This is a genomic window from Pseudovibrio sp. Ad37 (assembly GCF_001623075.1).
Taxonomy (GTDB): Bacteria; Pseudomonadota; Alphaproteobacteria; order Rhizobiales; family Stappiaceae; genus Pseudovibrio.
The window spans coordinates 15,829-34,468 of record NZ_LMCF01000096.1 but is presented as its reverse complement, the minus strand read 5'-3'; the positions used below and the strand labels follow the sequence as shown (position 1 = coordinate 34,468).

Annotated in this window: 16 protein-coding genes; 8 read left to right on the top strand and 8 right to left on the bottom strand. The window is 50.4% G+C overall.

Annotated features, from left to right (window positions below):
• Positions 1 to 43 precede the first annotated feature (43 nt).
• The 3 genes from PsAD37_RS15540 (at position 44) to eno (ending at position 3,323) form a co-directional block, all read left to right on the top strand.
• Complete coding sequence (locus PsAD37_RS15540; protein ID WP_208991904.1) at positions 44 to 430, top strand: hypothetical protein; 387 nt, start codon at positions 44 to 46, stop codon at positions 428 to 430.
• A 579-nt stretch (positions 431 to 1,009) separates the two neighbouring features.
• Positions 1,010 to 1,858 (top strand): 3-deoxy-8-phosphooctulonate synthase, encoded by an 849-nt coding sequence (kdsA, locus tag PsAD37_RS15535; protein ID WP_063296930.1) that lies wholly within the window; start codon positions 1,010 to 1,012, stop codon positions 1,856 to 1,858.
• 190 nt (positions 1,859 to 2,048) lie between these two features.
• On the top strand, positions 2,049 to 3,323 hold the full coding sequence (eno, locus tag PsAD37_RS15530; protein WP_063296929.1) for a phosphopyruvate hydratase: 1,275 nt from the start codon (positions 2,049 to 2,051) through the stop codon (positions 3,321 to 3,323).
• A 481-nt stretch (positions 3,324 to 3,804) separates the two neighbouring features.
• On the opposite strand, the gene PsAD37_RS15520 is transcribed toward eno, so the two are convergent.
• From PsAD37_RS15520 to PsAD37_RS15505, 4 genes are all read right to left on the bottom strand, one after another.
• Positions 3,805 to 4,461 (bottom strand): DsbA family oxidoreductase, encoded by a 657-nt coding sequence (locus PsAD37_RS15520; RefSeq protein ID WP_063296927.1) that lies wholly within the window; start codon positions 4,459 to 4,461, stop codon positions 3,805 to 3,807.
• A gap of 105 nt (positions 4,462 to 4,566) precedes the next feature.
• Positions 4,567 to 5,808, bottom strand: a complete 1,242-nt coding sequence (locus tag PsAD37_RS15515) for a hypothetical protein (RefSeq protein WP_063296926.1) — start codon at positions 5,806 to 5,808, stop codon at positions 4,567 to 4,569.
• Positions 5,809 to 5,816: 8 nt separating this feature from the next.
• Entirely contained in the window at positions 5,817 to 7,490 is a 1,674-nt protein-coding gene (locus PsAD37_RS15510; protein WP_063296925.1) for a class I adenylate-forming enzyme family protein, read from the bottom strand.
• 116 nt (positions 7,491 to 7,606) lie between these two features.
• Positions 7,607 to 9,469, bottom strand: a complete 1,863-nt coding sequence (locus tag PsAD37_RS15505; protein ID WP_063296924.1) for an extracellular solute-binding protein — start codon at positions 9,467 to 9,469, stop codon at positions 7,607 to 7,609.
• 300 nt (positions 9,470 to 9,769) lie between these two features.
• Here PsAD37_RS15505 and PsAD37_RS15500 point away from each other — a divergent pair, with 300 nt between their 5' ends.
• On the top strand, positions 9,770 to 10,384 hold the full coding sequence (locus PsAD37_RS15500; RefSeq protein WP_057466286.1) for an invasion associated locus B family protein: 615 nt from the start codon (positions 9,770 to 9,772) through the stop codon (positions 10,382 to 10,384).
• 114 nt (positions 10,385 to 10,498) lie between these two features.
• Here the strand turns inward: PsAD37_RS15500 and hspQ are convergent, their stop codons facing one another.
• The 3 genes from hspQ to PsAD37_RS15485 form a co-directional block, all read right to left on the bottom strand.
• Positions 10,499 to 10,831, bottom strand: a complete 333-nt coding sequence (gene hspQ / locus PsAD37_RS15495) for a heat shock protein HspQ (protein ID WP_057466287.1) — start codon at positions 10,829 to 10,831, stop codon at positions 10,499 to 10,501.
• Positions 10,832 to 11,043: 212 nt separating this feature from the next.
• A complete protein-coding gene (locus PsAD37_RS15490; protein WP_063296923.1) occupies positions 11,044 to 12,081 on the bottom strand; it encodes a CoA ester lyase in 1,038 nt (345 codons plus the stop codon).
• A gap of 193 nt (positions 12,082 to 12,274) precedes the next feature.
• Positions 12,275 to 13,168, bottom strand: coding sequence for a lysophospholipid acyltransferase family protein (locus tag PsAD37_RS15485; protein WP_063296922.1), 894 nt, complete (start codon positions 13,166 to 13,168; stop codon positions 12,275 to 12,277).
• Between the two features lie 201 nt (positions 13,169 to 13,369).
• On the opposite strand from PsAD37_RS15485, the gene PsAD37_RS15480 reads away from it, so the two are divergent.
• Complete coding sequence (locus tag PsAD37_RS15480; RefSeq protein WP_063296921.1) at positions 13,370 to 14,320, top strand: AEC family transporter; 951 nt, start codon at positions 13,370 to 13,372, stop codon at positions 14,318 to 14,320.
• Here the strand turns inward: PsAD37_RS15480 and PsAD37_RS15475 are convergent.
• Positions 14,317 to 15,579, bottom strand: a complete 1,263-nt coding sequence (locus PsAD37_RS15475) for a UbiH/UbiF family hydroxylase (RefSeq protein WP_063296920.1) — start codon at positions 15,577 to 15,579, stop codon at positions 14,317 to 14,319. The two genes, PsAD37_RS15480 and PsAD37_RS15475, sit on opposite strands and share 4 nt — an antisense overlap.
• Positions 15,580 to 15,849: 270 nt before the next feature.
• On the opposite strand from PsAD37_RS15475, the gene PsAD37_RS15470 reads away from it, so the two are divergent.
• The 3 genes from PsAD37_RS15470 to PsAD37_RS15460 all read left to right on the top strand — a co-directional run bounded on the left by PsAD37_RS15470 (position 15,850) and on the right by PsAD37_RS15460 (position 18,626).
• Positions 15,850 to 16,755, top strand: a complete 906-nt coding sequence (locus tag PsAD37_RS15470) for a DUF2182 domain-containing protein (RefSeq protein WP_063296919.1) — start codon at positions 15,850 to 15,852, stop codon at positions 16,753 to 16,755.
• A gap of 38 nt (positions 16,756 to 16,793) precedes the next feature.
• Positions 16,794 to 17,489 (top strand): phosphatidylcholine/phosphatidylserine synthase, encoded by a 696-nt coding sequence (locus PsAD37_RS15465; protein WP_063296918.1) that lies wholly within the window; start codon positions 16,794 to 16,796, stop codon positions 17,487 to 17,489.
• A 159-nt stretch (positions 17,490 to 17,648) separates the two neighbouring features.
• Complete coding sequence (locus PsAD37_RS15460; protein WP_063296917.1) at positions 17,649 to 18,626, top strand: quinone oxidoreductase; 978 nt, start codon at positions 17,649 to 17,651, stop codon at positions 18,624 to 18,626.
• Positions 18,627 to 18,640 lie beyond the last annotated feature (14 nt).

Here is an 18,640-nt window from a genome sequence, read left to right as displayed (position 1 = left end):
CTCGCTGCGTTTGCGCTGTCATACAAAATAGTTGGAGGAACAAATGCCAAAGGCTCTCAAAAAATATAAGAATGCCAAAGAGTTCTTGAGTGGTGTGCCTGCTTTCCAGAAAGAAATGGAAAAGAAACATAAGCTCCCGGCTAAAGATGTCACTAAATACGGCAAGTTGACAAATGATAAAGCAGCTGTCGAAAAGGCCTACATGAAACACGTCGAGGATGAATCAAAGCTAAAGAAAATTTCCGCTGATATTGAAACGGGTCAGAAAGCTCTTAAATCTCTTGCGAAAGCGCAGGACGACTATATCAAGGCACATAATTTGGTGGAACAAATCACCAAAGGAATGAAAACTTTGGAAGCTGCAGCTGGTGGAGACAAGAAAAAGCTCATTGGCGTTGAAAAAAGTATCAAAGACTTCGCCAGCATCTAGATACTGCGAACAAAGGTTATGATGCCGCTGAGAAGAAGATTGCTCAGGTGGCCGCGCTCCAAAAGCAAATTGAGCGGTTTCAGGATAACTATGAGAAAAAGCGAGATAAAATAGCAAAGAGTTATGGGGTTACCTTAACAACAGATGCGAAGAGTTTGATTGTACTTATGGGGAAGACTGCCGAAATGTCTATGGTTATTGGGTGACGCTGTTTTAACCTAGTAGATGTTTAGCTTGGCTGCCCAGTTTCTGACGGTTCGCTTTTGTAATGGCGCTGTTATGTTTCAATGAGCTCATCAAAGAATGTGTCTTGAACCACAGGCTTCGGTTATTGAAAAGGTAGCCCTCCAAGTTAAAGCGTAGCACTAATCTACTCACAGATGAGTTACAATCTATGCAGAGCGTGCTGTCCTATGAGCCTCAGGTTTAGCGTTCACAGATTTGGAGGACTGGTTGCAAAGACCAGCGCATGCCAAAGATCTCTGGAGAGCGTATCGCATCGTTCCTGCTCTTGTAATTTGGAGCCAAAGCGCCTAATCAACTTTTGGATTATATTCACGCCCTTAAGGAGATCTCTTCGTGTCTCAACCAAATTCAGAAGTTTCAGTTGGAAACACTGTCTTTTCAAATGATAAGCCGTTCTCTCTTATTGCTGGTCCATGCCAGATGGAGAGCCGCGCTCATGCCATGGAAATGGCTCAGGCTGTCAAAGAAATTGCAGAAGAGCTGAACATAGGTTTGGTTTTCAAAGCGAGCTACGACAAGGCTAACCGGACTAGTCTGTCTGCCAGCCGTGGTATGGGCATGGCCAAAGGCCTGGAGGTTTTTGCGGAAATCAAAGAAACCTACGGCTTGCCAGTGATTACCGATGTGCATGAGCCAAACCACTGTGCGCCAGTTAGTGAGGTCTGCGATGTGTTGCAGATTCCAGCTTACCTGTGCCGCCAAACTGACCTTCTTGTTGCTGCTGCGAAAACCGGCAGAGCGCTAAATGTGAAGAAGGGGCAGTTTCTCGCACCTTGGGACATGAAAAACGTCATGACCAAAGTGGTTGAGAGTGGCAACTCCAATGTGATGCTGTGCGAGCGTGGTGCAACATTTGGCTACAACACACTTGTCTCAGACATGCGCGCCCTGCCGATTATGGCGGACATGGGTGCTCCTGTGGTGTTTGATGCAACTCACTCTGTACAGCAGCCTGGTGGCCTTGGTGGTACATCTGGTGGGCAGCGCGAGTTTGTTGCAACACTGGCACGTGCTGCTGCTGCCGTTGGTATTGCAGGCCTGTTTGTGGAGACGCATGACGATCCTGACAACACCACGTCATCTGATGGTCCGAATATGATCCCTCTAAACCGACTCAAAGACTTGCTGCTGTGGCTGCAGGATTTTGACCGGATCGCAAAAAACGGAAGTTTTACGCTTTAGATATTTCACGGCACCTAAGGAAAGTGACAAAATACTGCGTTTTTACTTAGAGGTGCGACAAAATACATTCGTTTATTCCCAAGGATTTACAGAAGGGTACGGTCTCTTCTCTTCCTTGGGGGCAGTACTTCGGGTAAAAGCTCTTAGAGCCAAAATTCCACACTCTACAAGTACATTGGAGTACTCTTAGATGACTGCTATCATCGACATTATTGGTCGCGAAATCCTTGACAGTCGCGGCAACCCAACTGTTGAAGTTGATGTGCTTTTGGAAGACGGCTCCTTCGGTCGGGCTGCAGTTCCGTCCGGCGCCTCCACTGGCGCATTTGAAGCTGTTGAACGCCGCGATGGCGGTGAGCGTTACCTTGGCAAGGGTGTTGAGGACGCTGTAGAAGCTGTAAACGGTGAGATCTTTGATGCTGTCGGCGGTATGGACGCTGAAGATCAGATCAAAATTGACCGTGCTATGATCGAACTTGACGGCACTGAAAATAAAGGCCGTCTTGGTGCAAACGCTATTTTGGGCGTTTCCCTTGCTGTTGCAAAAGCTGCTGCTGAAGCTGCTGCGATGCCACTTTACCGCTATGTTGGTGGTTTCGGTGCGCGTACGCTGCCAGTTCCGATGATGAACATCATCAACGGTGGTGAGCATGCTGACAACCCAATCGATTTTCAGGAATTCATGATTATGCCAGTGGGTGCAAGCTCTCTGCGTGAATCTGTTCGTATGGGTTGCGAAATCTTCCATACCCTTAAAAAGGGTCTTTCCGCAGCAGGCCACAACACCAATGTTGGTGATGAAGGCGGCTTTGCTCCTGGTATCGGTTCTACTGATGAAGCGATCGGTTTTGTTCTGAACGCTATCGAGAAAGCTGGTTACACCCCTGGTGATGACGTGATGCTTGCATTTGATGCAGCTTCCACCGAGTTCTACAAGGATGGCAAGTACAACCTGAAGGGCGAAGGCAAGATCCTTGGTTCTGATGAAATGGTTCGCTACCTTGAAGATCTGGTGAGCAAGTACCCAGTGTTCTCCATCGAAGACGGTATGGCTGAAGAAGATTGGGATGGCTGGAAGTCTTTAACCCAGGCGATTGGCAACAAGTGTCAGCTGGTGGGTGACGATCTGTTCGTGACCAACTCCGAGCGTCTTGCTCGCGGCATCAAAAACGACACTGCAAACTCCATTCTCGTGAAAGTGAACCAGATCGGTTCTCTGACTGAGACCATGGAAGCTGTCGATATGGCGCACCGTGCAAGCTACACTTCTGTCATGTCTCACCGTTCAGGTGAAACCGAAGACAACACTATTGCTGATTTGGCAGTTGCATTCAACTGTGGCCAGATCAAAACTGGTTCTTTGTCCCGTTCTGACCGTATGGCTAAGTACAACCAGCTTATCCGTATCGAAGAAGAACTGGGCCTCCAGGGCGTGTTTGCTGGTCGTTCTATCCTGCGCGGATAAGACCTTCAGCATTTGCTTGAAATTAAGAAAGCCGGTCCATTTGGGCCGGCTTTTTTGCTTTCTACATCCTGATGAAAATGCCGTATAAAAAGGTTCCGACTTTGAATATGAACCACCCTGCAAACAGATAACCCCAGATATACGGGACGGCTAGGAACCCCCATGCCGCCATCAGACCGAGATCATACAAAGAGTGCCCAATATCAATCCCATAAATGATGCAGGGGCTTATACCCTTCGATGAAAATGAACAGTCAGTGCTCGAACTAATCACGAAGAGCGCTGCAATACTTACAAGCCAAATGGCAATGGGTGTTAGTAGCAGTGCGATGAAAGTCCTGAGGCTCATGCATGCAAGGTTATACCTGCAAGCAAAACAGAGCCACTATTGAAATCCAGCAGTTGAATATGTGGCTTTGTTGTTGCGCTTGGAATTTAACTTCAGAAGATCGTTGAGTACATAAAGACGCGGCTACTTCTTTTATTCGCCAGTTTTTGTTTCCACGGCGTGGCGGATTGCTGCTGCAAGTGTTTCAGGATTTTCTGCTCCTGCCACTGCAAAGCGGCCATCGATGATGAAGAAGGGAACGCCCGTAACACCAATTTCATGAGCGCGGACCACATCTGCTTCAACTTCTTTTACGTCCTGATCTGTATTCAATAGATCAGAAACCAGTTTGCTGTTGAGACCTGCGCGTTCGGCGGCGCTGGTCAGGACTTGCTTATCGGTCAGGTCAGCACCTTCTGTGAAGTAAAGCTTGAACAGCTCTTCGACCATCGCGTCCTGCATGCCTTCAGAGCGGGCCCAGCGGATCAACCGGTGGCTGTCGATTGTGTTGGGGGATTTCGTGATTGCCTCAAACTTGAAGTCAATTTCTTCTGCTGCACCGGCATTGCTTACCTGAGCGTAGATCTCTTTTGCCCGTTCAGCTCCACCAAACTTGTCTTCCAGATACTTTTTGCGATCTTTGCCTTCTTTGGGAAGGGTCGCATCAAGTTGGTAGGGGTGCCATTGAACTTTTACGGTGCTGTCCGGCAGCATCATTAAGGCTTTCTCCAGTCGGCGTTTGCCGATGAAGCACCATGGGCACATGACATCGGAGATAACATCAATGACAATCGGGGCAGTAGTAGACATCAGTATTCTCAGTTATAGGTTTGTCTCGTTAGCTCTGCAATCTATCAGGAAAATTGGATAGTTTCCCAGGAAAACTCTCACAGTTTCGTGAGGAGGTGGAAGAGCTTATCCGTTGCCCAAGCCTGTAGTGCGTACCATGACGAGCACGCGGTTTGAGAGCTGCTCCATGCCTTTTTTGCTGCGTAGAACGGCAACGGGTCCGCGACCTTCAATGTTAGCAACGAAGTCTTCATCACGGCAAACGGCCATGGCTATGGAAAGAACAGTTCCGCTCCAGTACATTTGATGCTGTGCGAATGCCTGAGGGTTGCTGCCAGTGAAACGTTCTATGAGTTCAAGAAGATTGAGTTCGTAGATGGATTCACCACGTCGTTTCGTGGACTCTTCCAGAAGTTTCAGGTAGTTGAGGTATTTTTGTTCGGATAGAAAGTCATCATTATCCTGACGTGCAAGCCATTGGCTGGAAACAGTCAGGATTGCATCGGTCAAACGCTGGCGTCTGCCTGCCCGCAAGGCGCTGATGATATGACCCGTGAGCGCTTTGTCTGAGACCTCACCAAGTAGGACATCAGTTGCACCTGCTGAATAGAGGAGGTGTGCGGATTCTTCGTCAATGCTATGGGCAAGTATAGGTAAGTTGAAGTAACGTGGATCAGCTCGCAGGCGCTCAATCTCTTCGCAAGCCTGCCATGCGGGCATATCGATCAGAACAGCTTCAAATCGGCGTGCTGTCAGATAATCCTCCGTCATATCGGAGGAGAACCCGCTCACGATTTCTACTGGCATATCCAGCAGAGCTTGTGTACGTCCAAAGTGCTTTCCATAGCCAGCGACCAGTAGACCTGCGGACTTTAGCGGGCCGAACTCGATCTTATACTCCGGCAATGGGCCAAACAGGCCACGGCGCAGGCGTGCTTCTTCTGCTCTATTGGCCAGACGTCTCAAACCGGCAATGCGTGGCAACAATACATCTGGTGGTATCGCATCACTCACGGTCGCGCTTGGCTTTAAATCCAGCGGGACGGGCGCACTGCCAGTTGTAATAATCAGAAGTGGAACTTCAACTCCCGGGCCTTTTCGAAATTCCCTAATGGTTTGCGTGAGTTCATCAAGCTCAGGAGGGTTATCTTCCTGCCATGGTAATAGAATGCAGATGGGAAGGACGCTTGCGCCTTGAAGCTCTTCCATAAGCTGTGCGCTTGTTCGCACTGCGACTAGTCGATCAGACAGAACGGTCAAAGGCTCCAACATATCAAAGACATGATTGTGCACCGGTGCGATCAGCAGGATTTTGCCCCAACTGGAATCGTGCGTTTCAGTCTCTAATGGTTGGCTATGATCGGCCATTCATCCTCTCAGGCAACCGCTTCCACCGGTTTGGGCTGGGAGCGTCTGGTCAATTTTTGTCGGTCTACAGTGCCATCATCTGTCAATGGCAAGGCGCGCAGTGACAGAATTCTATGTGGCATCATTGTTAGGCTGACGCGTGATGCGTCGAGGTAGGCGTAAAAGGCTTCTACATCAACAAGAAGACCTTCTGACGGTACCACCGCGACCATAAGGCGTGCACCCATTAATTCATCTTCTACCAGAAAAGCAGCCGCTTCTTTTACCCCCGAGAATTCACTGTATATTTCGTCGAGACGTTCCAGTTCGAGCAATCCGGGTGCTTTTTGACCGGGCGTTCCGAAGCCATGGATCGCTCCGGTAACCCCATGCACGCCAACAGGGATTTGAGTAATGAGTCCATGTTCATTTTGCTCATTGCTGAAGAATGTCAGGTGAGATTCGCTGGTTGGCCAATCTGCATCCGGGACCATTGCACCCTTGAGTTTGAGGTGGTATCCGGGCGCGGTTGTTGCAAATCCTTGTGAAATTTCCTCATTTATTTCAACAGGATCAATATTAATAAGGCACGGACCGTGCGTGGATGTGCTTGGTGCAAACTGGTTGCCCGGAATGAGCGGGACAGGCTCTTCAGAGGTTCCTCGCAGATGTGCGACCAGTGCATATTCATCCAACACATGAAGGTCTGTCACCACTCCTTTAGCCTTGTATTTGGCAGGCTTTGGAGAGGTGATCGCCCATGTGGCAACTGTGTTTGTTTTCCAACCTTCCAAGGCTCCATCAATGTGAGACGCAAGCGGTCCAGGGGTCAAAATATAATTTGCCTCGATGGCGCGTGCGTGATCGGTCAATGTGGATAAAGCATGTGGATGGTGAAGGTGCAGCGTGCCTTCACTCAGCAGCCACGGGACCAAACCGGCCCCAATTCCGGTAATTCCGCACAAGATATACGGCAGTAAAATCCGCGCGCCCGGCTCCAGCCTTGTTTCGAGAAACGGCATAAGGCCTGTGGAGACCCAGTGGTTATGACTGCGCGGGATTGGGCTGATTTCAGAGCCAGAGTGAACCCAGGTGAGTGTGGCTATATGATTGGCAGGTGCTCCATCCCGATCTACCACCGGCTCCGGGAAGGAATCTCCGCTCTCAGCCAACATAGGTGCCATATCGATGAGGCCGTCGGGAATGTCGCTGCCGAGGCCAAAAACGAAACGCAAAGAGAAAAAGTCAGCGGCGGCATCGCGCGCTTCTTCACCGAGCATGCGAGTTTCAACACGGTCCGCTGTTATCAGGGCTTTGGCATCTACTGTGCTGAGTGCGCGCAAAATCTCAGAGTGGCGCCAGTGCAGCGGGAAGGGGGAAACAATCAGGCCAGCGCGTAATGCGCCAAGGATGCAAAGAACATTATCGACTGTATTGGGAGATTGCAGGCCCAGAATGTGGTCCGGTTCCATCCCTACAGCTGCGAAGAAGCCAGCAATTCTGCTGATTTCCTGTTCTGCCTCGGCATAGGTCAGATGGCGTGGTTTGCCACCGGTCCATGTTTCTCTGTCGGGTGCATCGACCAATGCCAAGCGGTTTGGATGTTTTTGCGCAGCACGCCGGAACAACATATCAAGAGTGATATTGCCCCAAACTCCAGTTGTGCTGTGGTTTGCAATGGCATCGGTATTTGACAGTATCATTTAAGGTGAGTCCGCTAAGCGACTGAGAAATTAGAGATTCGATAATTTGGTTAATAGACACTTTTGTTGAGTAGGCTGCCTTCATCAAGAACGCAGCCTACTTTTTATGTGTTTATCTACTCTTTAGGTGCATCCCACCAGTTATCGAACTGCATGCCGTACAGCGGTGATTTGGCTGGGTGCTCAACGGTTGTCCATCGCGCAACCCATTCAGCAGGGGCGTGGTAGAGCGGAATTGCGTAAAAGCCAGAGATCAGAACACGGTCGAATGCGCGGACTGCGGCTACAAACTCCTCACGGGTGCGGGCCGCGACCATGGCGTCGATCAGCGCATCGATTGCAGGTTCTTTTGCGCCGACAATGTTTCTGGAACTCTTGGTGTCTGCTGCCTGAGATGACCAGCGCGCATATTGCTCACCGCCAGGAGAAAGGGACGCAAACCAAGTGTTGAAGAGTGCGTCAAACCCAAAAGATGCGCGACGCTCTTCGAACTGGGCGGCGTCGACCGTTCTCACTGAGATTTCGATGCCCAGAAGTTTGGCCGTGCGCTGCAATGCAAGCGCGACTTTCTCTTCATCCTGAACGCGAACAAGAATTTCAAAGCTGAGTTGCTCGCCGGACTTTGCGTTGACCAGTTTGCCTTGATCAAGATTGTAGCCTGCCTGTTTGAAGAGGCTTAGTGCGTCACGTAGTACCTTGCGGTCACGTCCTGATCCATCTGCCTCAGATGGGCGCCATGTTCCTGCCAGAACCTCGTCTGTGACCGCATTCGGGTATGGTTCAAGAAGCTTCTTTTCCAACTCGTTCGCCGGACGGCCAATGGAGGAGAGGTCAGAGTTGTCCCAATATCCGTCTGTGCGTTTGTACAGTCCATTGAAGAGGGTTCTGTTGATCCATTGAAAGTCCAACAGCATGCCAAGAGCTTGACGGACACGTTTGTCAGAGAACTGGGGGCGACGGGTGTTGAACGCAATGCCGGTCATGCTTGGTGGCGTGCCGCGCTCAAAAACATCTTTGACAACCTTGCCTTCTTCAAACGCAGGAAAGTCACCTGCATTTTCCCATAGGCTTGGGTTGCCATAGATGAGTGCCTCTGTGTCCCCTTTGCGGAACGCTTCCTGCAATGCGTTGTAATCCCTGAAATAATCCACGGTCACTTCATTGAAGTTATCGAAGCCGATTTTTTGAGGCAGGTCTTTTGCCCAATAATCGTCCCGGCGAGTGTAGGTGGTGCGTCTACCGGGATCAATTTCAGAGAAAGAGTAAGGACCAGTTCCGATTGGCGGTGTTAGCGTGGTGTTGCCGAACGTTTCAGGATCAGTTGTGCGGCTGTTGAAAATAGGGGCCAGAGCGATGAGCAGTGGAAGCTCACGGTCGCTGCCATCTTTAAAATGCAGCTTTACGGAATGTGCCCCCGTTTTTTCGAACTTGACGACTTTACCATACCAACGTGCATAAGGCGGGCGGCCATGATCGCGGATGGTTTCAAGAGAAAAGATAATATCGTCAACGGTTAACGGGTCACCGTTGGAAAATTTTGCTGCAGAATTCAGACGAAATTCGATCCAGTTCCGCTCTTCTGGCATCCGCACAGCTTCAGCAAGGTGTGCATACAATGTGAATGCTTCGTCATTGGTGCGAAGAAGGAGGCTCTCCAAGATGAAAGAGCCCATTTGACGCTCTTTCATGCCGCGTGCGGATGTCCATGCTCCTTTGAGAGCAAAGGAATTGAGACTATCAAATGTGCCTTGAACGCCGAGAGAAAGACGACCGCCTTTAGGAGCTTCCGGGTTTGCATAGGGCAGGTTGGGGTAATCTGCTGGTAACGCAGGTTTCCCATGCATTGCAATAGCATGGCTCCAAGGAACAGTATCCTGAGCCAGTGCAGTTGAACAAGCTAATGTTGCCATACCGGAAATGACAACAAGCCCTTTCGTAAAATTGTTTATTCCATTCACATAGGATCGGAATTTGGTCATTCGAATTTCTCCTAGGGCGTCCGCAGAAACTAGCAATAATACGATTCTGAGGAAATTTCAGCCTACGAGGCTTTGGAAAAGGACAGTAACCACCCCAATCTATAGGTGGAAAAATGGTTCCGAGGCGTTTAAAGAGTACATAAGTAGCATTTAACAGAAGCGTTGCCTTTTTTTCAGCTCTGTTCTGAGTATGCTTGGCGCCGAACAAGCAGTCAAAACACTGTTGAACTTAAAAAATGGTTGCTGCGTAATTGCCGGAGGCATCGTTTTGCACCGGATCAAACTTTGAGGAAATTTGGGATGGCCGTTAATTTTAAGGGCGTTCTGACTGGTGGGATTATTGCAGCAATGGCCGCAGTTGGCTTTGCAGGCACCAGTGTTGCGCAGAATGCACAGGCAGACGATGCTTGGGTGAAAGTTTGTAACACTGATCCTAAATCCAAGAAAGAATTTTGCCTTATCACACAAGAACTGCGCACGGACACAGGCCAGTTCCTAGCTCAAGCTGTCGTGCGTGAAGTGACCGGTGAAAGCCGCAAGTTGCTGCACCTTGCTGTTCCTCCAGGAATGCTGATTCAGCCTGGTCTTCGTGTACAGGTTGATGGTGGCAAACAGTCTGAAGCTAAATATACAATTTGTTTTCCAAACGCTTGTATTGCCGAGATGGTTATTGATGACACCTTCATCGGTGGCCTGAAAAAAGGTGGCAAGCTGATCATTACTACGTTGAACCAGCAGGGTAAGGCACGTCCATTCGACCTTACTTTGAAGGGGTTCACCCGTATTTATGATGGTGAAGCTATCAAGCCTGAAGAACTCCAGGCAAAGCAGGAGCGCCTGCAGTCTGAACTTCAGAAGCGTGCCGAAGCCGCTCGTCAGAAGCTGATTGAGCAGCAGCGTCAAGCAAACCAGTAATTTGGTTTTCGCGTTAAGAATTAAAAAACCCGAAGGAATTTTCCTTCGGGTTTTTTATTGATCTGATGATCTTGAAGAGATGCGGTTTCCATGAAGAGAATTCAGGAACCGGCTTTAATGAATTTCCACATCCTTGACGATGTAGTCTCCATCGGTGGTCTCATCAAAAAACTCATCGACCTGCGGATGTCGCACAGGTTCGCCACTGTCGTCTTTTTCCAGATTCTGCTCCGAGACATAAGCAATGTATTCACTCTCAGCATTTTCAGCGAGAAGGTGATAAAAAGGCTGGTCCTTGCTTGGGCGTGCTTCTTCGGGAATTGACTCCCACCACTCTTCTGTATTGTCGAATGTGGGATCAACGTCGAAGACTATGCCACGGAACGGGTACAGGCGGTGACGTACGACCTGTCCAATTCTGAATTTCGCGGTTCTAATTGTCTCCATAATCCACCAAGCTTTCGAAGATACTGTATCTTGTCAGGGCGCCTTAAAGGTCATGCCATGCGCGTATTGTCAAGCTATATAGCGCAGCAAAGAGGCGAGAGGCAGCACAAACCGATCAAAATGTGACGTTTGGGGATGAATAGCTCCTCACATTTCATTGATATGCACATCTGCAGGGTTGAAGAGTGGCGCCGACCACTCTTCAGGATTGATTATTGGAAAGTTTCTGCTAAATCCGGGTCTTTTGAGATGACCAGATCAGCCAGATCACAGATAACTTTTGCCTGTTTCCAGGTTGCATCATCCTGCATTTTCCCATCCAGCATGACTGCGCCTGTTCCGTCCGGCATTGCTTCCAATATCCTGCGAGCAAATTTCACTTCATCTGGCTCTGGTGAGAAGACTGATTTTGCGATGCCAATCTGGCTTGGGTGCAGGGTCCAGGTTCCAAGGCAGCCCATGAGGAATGAGTTGCGGAACTGAGCCTCACATGCGGCAGGATCGCTGAAGTCTCCGAAAGGTCCATAGAATGGCTTGATGCCTGCGGCCAGGCATGCATCTACCATTTTGGCGACGGTGTAGTGCCATAGATCCTGCTGGTAACGTGTGCGTGGTGCATCGCCGTCGGAATCAGCCAGTACCTGATAGTCAGGATGACCACCGCCAACGCGAGTTGTTTTCATACCACGGGAGGCCGCAAGATCTGCTGGACCGAGGCTCATGCCGTGCATGCGCGGACTGGCTGTGGCAATGGCTTCTACGTTGTTGACGCCTTCAGCTGTTTCCAGAATAGCGTGGATCTGGATTGGCTTTTTCACGCCTGCCTTGGCTTCCAGTTGAGCGAGTAATTGATCCAAATAGTGAATGTCCCATGGGCCGTTCACTTTTGGCAGCATGATCACATCAAGCTTGTTGCCGCAGCGGGTGACGATTTCAGTGATGTCGTCCAGTACCCACGGGCTTTCCAGTGAATTGATGCGCGTCCAGAGCTTTGTAGAGCCAAAGTCATTGTCATTGGCCATCTGGATGAAGCCCTCACGGGCATTGAGTTTTTCATCGGCTGGAATCGCGTCTTCCAGGTTGCCGAGAATTACATCCACCTGCGAAATCATCTGCGGGATCTTCGCACGCATCTTTTCGATATGCGGGGGCACAAAGTGGATCATGCGTTCCAGCGCGACAGGTGGCTCAGCAAACGGTGTTGGAGCACCAATGGCCAGAGGTTTATAAAAGGAACGATAAGTTTTCATCTGGCTAGCTCCCTCCTGAGCCGAAATGGAAATTCAGAGGGGAGTATACAGAATATTGTGCGGTGCAAAATCAGCTCTTTGGGCTAAGTCCTGAAGCCCTTAGTCTTTAGTTAGAATTGATTATACAGCTTCAGTTTTTGCTTATGTGTGTCACCAGTTTTCGTTTTGCGACGGTACACATTGAGTGAACTGGTTAAATCCACTTCTTCATGATCCACATCCACTGGGATGGTTCTTCGCGGATCCATTCTTCAAACTGGTCATGTACTGCCTGAGTTGTGGTGATTGCATCCTGTACACGGTCTTTGGTGCGTGCGACCGGAATTTCCTTGGCAATGATGTCGAAGCGGGAGCCTTTTTTACGGCGCGCAACCACAGCAATAAGGCGCTTGTTCATAGTACGCGCAAGTGCAGCTGGAATGTGTGTTGCTGCTGAAGGTTGTTTGAAAAACTCAATTTTGACGCCGCGGTGGTCGCGTACGTCTGCGACGAAGGCAACCGAGCCCTTTTTACGCAGGATTGAAATGATCTTTGTGCCGGTGTCGTGGCCTTTGCAAAACAAGCCAAGTTTATAGAGAAAGTTTCTTTTCCCGACCAAATATTCTTCAGAATAGGGGTTCTTCAGTTTTTGATAGACCCCTGCGAGCGGGAGGCCAAGTTCCTCTGCTTTGTCGGAGACAACTTCCCAGTTACCGGAGTGCATGGTTACAAGTACGGCGCCTTCACCAACCGAGTCTTCAAAGACCTCTGGGTTTACATAGGTGACGCGGCTCGGATCCTTGTGGATTTTGGAGAGCAAAACGGTTTCAGCAGAGACCCGGCCAAGGTTTTCCCACATATCCCGGACAATTTTATCCGCCTCATTGAGCGTCATTTCCGGATAGGCGGCCATGATGTGCGCTTTCGCTCGGGCATGCCTATGGGTCATCGGGGCGATCAAGCGCCACATGTTTCCCATAAAAGCGGAGGACCAATCCAGCGGCATAGAGCGCAGAATTCCGCCGATAGATCTTAGAGCCAGCCATTCAGCACGAAAGCTGAGCTTCTCGCGACGTGTCAGTGGGCGACGGGATTTTTTAGCTTTCATATTGGCCTTTGGGCGGATGGAGCTTTCCAGTTCCGTTTACTCGCATACTATAGTGTCGTAGTTGCCGGTATGCCAACCTCTGTAGAATGGCTATATACGCTCAACTCGGACATGGTGATTAGCCAATAAGCATTTCAAAAGCAACTCATTCTCCAGTTGGATGCGGAGAACACTAAAAAATTGCATGGGGAAATGGTTTAGATGCTCAATGTTGTTAATTTGGCAATGCCATTTTTCCTGCTCATCTTCCTGGGGTTTGTTTCTGGTCGCAGTGCGAAACTCTCACGAGAGGGTTTGGCATGGATGAACTTTTTCGTGATTTATCTGGCGCTGCCTGCGCTGTTCTTTCAGCTGCTTTCCGAAACGCCACTGGAAGAACTTGCGACGTTTGATTTTGTCGCTGCGACTACATTTTCCACCTTTGCCATGTTTGTGCTGGCTTATGCTTTTGCACGCTTCATATTGCGCGGTAGCATTGGTGAAGCGACTGTGCAGGCACTGGTCGGTTCTTATTCCAATATTGGTTATATGGGACCGGGTGTTACTCTTGCTGTTCTTGGGGCAGGGGCGGCGGTGCCGACGGCTTTGATCCTGTGTTTTGATACAATCTTGCTGTTCATTCTCGTTCCCATGATGATGTCGATTGGTGGCGCGCGAAACATCAAGTTTGGGCCTCTGGCCTTTGAGATTTTCAAGAAGATCATCACACACCCATTCATTCTTGCGGTGTTTGCGGGCATTTTAGCTGCTGCGATTGAGTTCAAGCCACCTGTTGCGCTCGACCAGACCATCTCGTTTTTGCGACAAGCTGCGGCGCCTTGTGCGTTGTTTGCTATGGGTGTGACGATTGCCTTGCAGCCTAGCCGGAGAACGGCGAAGGAGCTGCCGGTCCTGTTGCTTATCAAGCTGGTGGTGCATCCAATCCTTGTATTTGTGCTGCTGGAGTGGATTGGGGGCTTTGACAGTCTGTGGGTCTCAACAGCTGTTCTCATGGCAGCGTTGCCACCTGCGGCGAATGTTTATGTGCTAGCTCAGCACTACTCGAGCTATGTTGAGCGCGCGTCTACAGCCGTGCTCTATGGAACGTTGGCATCTGTTATTACTTTGCCAACGCTCATTTATCTCATTCAATCTGGAATACTGGTGCCTTAATCGTTCTGCGCGCGCATCAGTGTTGGTAGGCTCCAGGATGGAGCGATGCCTTCACGCATCAGCAGACGGCGTACAAGTGGGATTCTGGAGGCGGTGTAGAGCCCCAGAGAACGCAACATCTGAACAGGTAAGGCATCCGTCAGCAACGATCTGTTGAGCAGGTCTACAGCCGTTGTGCGGCTGATGACGTCTACCTTGCGGCTGCGATCATATTTTTGCAGCAACTCAGCCGATCCCATATCTGCTTTGGTGTGTTTGGCGTTTGCTAGCAGTTCAGTTGCAACGGCTACATCGCGAAGAGACAGGTTGAGACCCTGGGCGCCGATTGGCGGGAAGGCGTGGGCTGCCTCTCCCATAAGCAGCGAGCGATTGCCACACATGTGAACGGCTGTCAGGCCGGAGAGTGGGTAGACCTGCCTTGGGCTTGCCAGTTTAAGCGAGCCCAGAACGAACTTGCTGAGTTTTTCCAGCTCAGCTTCGAGTGCTTCGTCCTTGTAGTTGTTTAGCTCTTCTGCGCGTTCTGGCGTTTCCACATAAACAAGGGAAGACGTCTTGCCCGGAAGTGGGACCATGGTGAATGGACCGGTATTGCGATGGAACTCGGTTGAAATGTTGTAGTGCGGCAGGTCGTGTTTGAGATTGAGAACGAGTGCCGCTTGCGGGTACTTCCAGTTCTTAGTCTCAATGCCAGCGGAGCGGCGCACCACAGAATTCCGTCCATCTGCGCCGATGACAACATGACAGCTGATGTCTGGCGTATTGCTCAGTTCAATGGTGGCTTTATGATCATTGCTGCTGACGTTTTTGATCGTGTCTTCGACAAGCTCAATGAGCTCGTTGTTGTTCACAAGATCAAACAATACCCGGTTCAGATCCTTGTTGAGGATGTTGTAGCCGAAGGCAGGCAGGTCCAGTTCTGAGGCAGAGAATGTGGTTTCCGGTGCACGTAAAAGACGATCGGTGCCGTCGATCAGACGCATCTTTTCCAGCGGCGTAAACGCTGAACGCAAGTCTTTCCAAATGCCAATGTTATCCAGAAACTGGCGGGAGGCGTCCATCAGCGCGGTGGTGCGGGCGTCGTTGAGGTTGACTGGCGGGCCGACAAGCGCAGTTTCCAGTCCATTGCTGGCGAGCGCAAGGGCGGCGATCATGCCAGCCGGGCCTGTGCCGATTACAGCGCAATCGTAGCTCTTTTCCTGCGACGGCGTGAGGTCGTTGCTTTTGCCTTTGGTGCTGTCTGTTGCAAGATTGGCTGCCATTTTTTCGTTCCGCATTTTGTTTGCGTTCTATTACCCAAGTATCTAGGGGATAAAACCTATCGGTTTCAAGGTGTCGCACGCGGATAGTCCCCTAATGAAAGCGGAGAGGTCTCGTTGCGCCAGCTTCATCATGTCGCAGGCTCCAGTTTAGATTTGAACTAAATCAATGTCGCATTGGGACTATTACTGGTCTATTAGAGATGCTGCATAAGTTGCGCCGGTTCCGGAACCGCAGAGTTTCGGCTGTCCTGATTGATTTTGAGGTTGGTTATGTCAGTTACCAGTCCGAAAACGGATTTACAGTTGTCCTATCGGCTCCCGTACATTGTTTTGGGCGGTGCTGTGGTTTTAGGCTGGGTTTATCTGGCGGCCATGGTCATCGACATGATCTCTCGTATGGATATGGGCGAGATGGGGCCGGGCATGGAGCTGTTCAATCAGTTCAATATGTTCCAGGGCCTGCCGGAGCATGTGCGTGTTCAGCTTGCCTCGCTGTGTTTGCCTCTGGCTCAGGAAGCGTTTGGGATGCCAGCGCTGGTGAATATGGGCCTTTACGACTATTTTCTGTTGTTTGTGATGTGGTTCATGATGGTGCTTGCCATGATGTTGCCGACTGCCATGCCCATGCTGCAGACCTACCATGAAGCGCGTGGCGGTAAAGCTATTTACGTGGTGGCTGGCGGCTATCTGGCTGTCTGGATTGCGTTTTCCGTTGTTGCGACCGTTGCCCAAGGTGTGCTGCATGAGCTGGGCGTGATGAGCCCGATGATGTTGCCGGTCTTTTCTACACTGACAATCACAACAGTCATTGCAGCTGCGATCTATCAATTTACGCCTGCCAAGCAGGCCTGTCTTGACCGGTGCCGGACACCCAATGTTGCATTGGCTCTGCATTCTGGTGAGCAAAAGCAAAGTGCCTTCCAGTTTGGAATTGAGCAAGGTTTGTACTGTTTGGGGTGCTGTTGGGCACTCATGGTGCTTATGTTTGCAGTGGGAATCATGAATATTATTTGGATCGCGCTGCTTGGTCTCATAATGACACTTGAAAAAAAGAGCAAAACACCGTTTACAAGCTATGGAATAGGTATCGCACTTCTGCTATGGGGCGGTGCAAACATCTATTTCGCTCGGGCGGACTTACCTCTTATTGAAGCTTTGGGCGATAGATTGTTCTAAGTGGTACCTGCACTTAAAGAATAACAAAGGACCCAAAGTTGACCGGTCAGACCAACTCCCGGCTGTTCCTCATTCACATCCTCACCGCATTGGGGGCCCCCATTGCGTTGCTTGCGCTTGTCGCTGGAGCGAACGGCAATCTGCCTATGATGTTTTTCTGGCTCTGGGTGGCACTTGTTGTCGACGGGCTGGATGGTCCTTTAGCACGTAAATATGACATTCAGAATCGCTTGCCGCGCTGGAGCGGCGTTATTCTGGATTTAGTGATTGATTACGCGACCTACGTTTTCCTGCCTGCTTTCGCGCTATACCAAAGCGGCCTTCTCTCAGAGTTCTGGGGGCTTCTGTCTGGTGCTGTTATTGTGTTTACCGGCGCGATCTACTTCGCTGACGGCAACATGAAGACAGAAAGCGGTGGCTTCCTTGGCTTCCCTGGTGTCTGGAATATGGTGATTGTTGTGCTGGTTGCACTGCAGTCTCCGCCATGGATCATCATCGGCATGGTGGTGCTGTGTTCTGTGCTGACGTTTGCTCCTGTTGAATTCGTCCACCCGGTGCGCACCGTCAAGTGGCGTCCGCTGACCTTGGGCATTCTCATTGTGTGGAGTGCTGCACTTGCGGTTGCCCTTTATCAGGATTTTATTATCGATAACTGGTTGTTTGCGCTGATCACGGCAACGAGCCTTTATCTGTTTTGCGTTGGGGCTGTTCACCAGCTGTTTCGTAAGATGTGATTCTCGATAAATGAGTTTTTAGAAGCCCGGCCAATTGGTCGGGCTTTTTGCTTTGATGCTTGCATTTCTCAGGGTGGAGCATGGTTTTCCCAAAGGTGCTTGCAAGTTAGCGGCATTCTGTCCAAACTCCGCCTCCAGCTTTTGTAAGGGAAAATCCATATGGTCTTTGCTGTTCGCGTTGAAAAAACTGGTGATCCGTCCGTTCTGACACACGTGGATGTAGACCTGCCTGATCCGGGGCATGGAGAAGTTCGGATCAGGCACACTGCGATCGGGCTCAACTTTATTGATACCTATTTTCGCTCTGGTCTTTATCCGGCTCCAAACGGCGTCCCGTTTATTCCTGGCAATGAGGGGGCAGGGATTGTTGTTGCGCTTGGGCAAGGCGTGACCGGGCTCGCTCTTGGAGACCGTGTAGCATATGCAGGACCGCTGGGGGCTTACAGTGAAGAGCGTAATATTCCTGCCAGCGTGCTTGTGAAGATCCCCGAAGGTGTGAGTGATGAGCAAGCGGCGGCTTTAATGTTGAAAGGCATGACCGCACGCTATCTGCTGCGCGAGACCTACAACGTGGGAGCGGATACGACTTTGCTTTACCACGCAGCGGCAGGCGGTGTCGGGCTTATCGTTGGTCAATGGGCGTCGGCCCTTGGTGCAAGGGTGATCGGGACAGTCAGCTCGGAAGAAAAAGCTCGGCTGGCTCAGGCCAACGGTTATGAGTATGTGATCAATTACAAGAGCGAGGATTGGGTAGCGCGGGTGCGTCAGATCACCGATGGGCGCGGCTGTGATGTGGTTTATGACAGTGTGGGCAAGGATACATATCCTGCATCGCTGGATTGCCTTCTTCCACGTGGGCTTTGGTGTTCCTTTGGTCAATCGTCCGGGCCGCTCCCTGAGTTCAACATGGCCATCCTATCTCAGAAAGGCTCGCTGTTTGCGACGCGTCCGACGCTATTCAATTACATTGCGGAGCGCTGGGAGCTGGAAGAGACGGCTGGGGACCTGTTTGCTGCTGTGGCTGACGGGACAATTAATATTCAGATCAACCAGCGTTACAGCTTAAAGGACATTGCGCAGGCGCACTGCGATCTGGAAGGGCGTAAAACCACCGGTGCAACAGTGATTATCCCTTAAATACGTTTGAGGGA

Excerpts from the sequence above, each read along its gene's own strand:
- PsAD37_RS15540 (WP_208991904.1), top strand. The coding sequence starts at position 44 with ATGCCAAAGGCTCTCAAAAAATATAAGAATGCCAAAGAGTTCTTGAGT.
- eno (WP_063296929.1), top strand. The coding sequence starts at position 2,049 with ATGACTGCTATCATCGACATTATTGGTCGCGAAATCCTTGACAGTCGC.
- PsAD37_RS15520 (WP_063296927.1), bottom strand. The coding sequence starts at position 4,461 with ATGTCTACTACTGCCCCGATTGTCATTGATGTTATCTCCGATGTCATG.
- PsAD37_RS15515 (WP_063296926.1), bottom strand. The coding sequence starts at position 5,808 with ATGGCCGATCATAGCCAACCATTAGAGACTGAAACGCACGATTCCAGT.
- PsAD37_RS15510 (WP_063296925.1), bottom strand. The coding sequence starts at position 7,490 with ATGATACTGTCAAATACCGATGCCATTGCAAACCACAGCACAACTGGA.
- PsAD37_RS15505 (WP_063296924.1), bottom strand. The coding sequence starts at position 9,469 with ATGACCAAATTCCGATCCTATGTGAATGGAATAAACAATTTTACGAAA.
- PsAD37_RS15500 (WP_057466286.1), top strand. The coding sequence starts at position 9,770 with ATGGCCGTTAATTTTAAGGGCGTTCTGACTGGTGGGATTATTGCAGCA.
- hspQ (WP_057466287.1), bottom strand. The coding sequence starts at position 10,831 with ATGGAGACAATTAGAACCGCGAAATTCAGAATTGGACAGGTCGTACGT.
- PsAD37_RS15490 (WP_063296923.1), bottom strand. The coding sequence starts at position 12,081 with ATGAAAACTTATCGTTCCTTTTATAAACCTCTGGCCATTGGTGCTCCA.
- PsAD37_RS15485 (WP_063296922.1), bottom strand. The coding sequence starts at position 13,168 with ATGAAAGCTAAAAAATCCCGTCGCCCACTGACACGTCGCGAGAAGCTC.
- PsAD37_RS15480 (WP_063296921.1), top strand. The coding sequence starts at position 13,370 with ATGCTCAATGTTGTTAATTTGGCAATGCCATTTTTCCTGCTCATCTTC.
- PsAD37_RS15475 (WP_063296920.1), bottom strand. The coding sequence starts at position 15,579 with ATGGCAGCCAATCTTGCAACAGACAGCACCAAAGGCAAAAGCAACGAC.
- PsAD37_RS15470 (WP_063296919.1), top strand. The coding sequence starts at position 15,850 with ATGTCAGTTACCAGTCCGAAAACGGATTTACAGTTGTCCTATCGGCTC.
- PsAD37_RS15460 (WP_063296917.1), top strand. The coding sequence starts at position 17,649 with ATGGTCTTTGCTGTTCGCGTTGAAAAAACTGGTGATCCGTCCGTTCTG.